Annotated in this window: 1 rRNA gene; it reads left to right on the top strand. The window is 39.4% G+C overall.

The window, feature by feature from the left end:
- Positions 1-183 precede the first annotated feature (183 nt).
- Positions 184-294, top strand: a 5S ribosomal RNA gene (rrf, locus tag EMN46_RS19580).
- Positions 295-335 lie beyond the last annotated feature (41 nt).

Here is a 335-nt window from a genome sequence, read left to right as displayed (position 1 = left end):
GCCACAGATGTAAAGGCAGTGATGTCAAAGTCGAGTGGTACTAATTACCCATAAGCTTATGAATGCAGAAGTCAATGATTGAATTCTGAACAAAACTTACAACTACTTTTTTTTTCAATATGTCTATGATATTTGTTGACAGCTAGTGTTTAAAACACCAAGCTATAAGTTAACTGAAGATTTTCAGGTATCTATAGCAATGGGGTTCCACCTCTTCCCATCCCGAACAGAGAAGTTAAGCCCATTAGCGCCGATGGTACTGCCGAAAGGTGGGAGAGTAGGTCGATGCCAACTTTTAAGCGTCTTATTCCATTACGGAGTAAGACGCTTTTTTT

This window comes from Ancylomarina sp. 16SWW S1-10-2, assembly GCF_009669305.1.
Lineage (GTDB): Bacteria > Bacteroidota > Bacteroidia > Bacteroidales > Marinifilaceae > Ancylomarina.
This window is presented reverse-complemented; position numbering and strand designations above follow the sequence as displayed.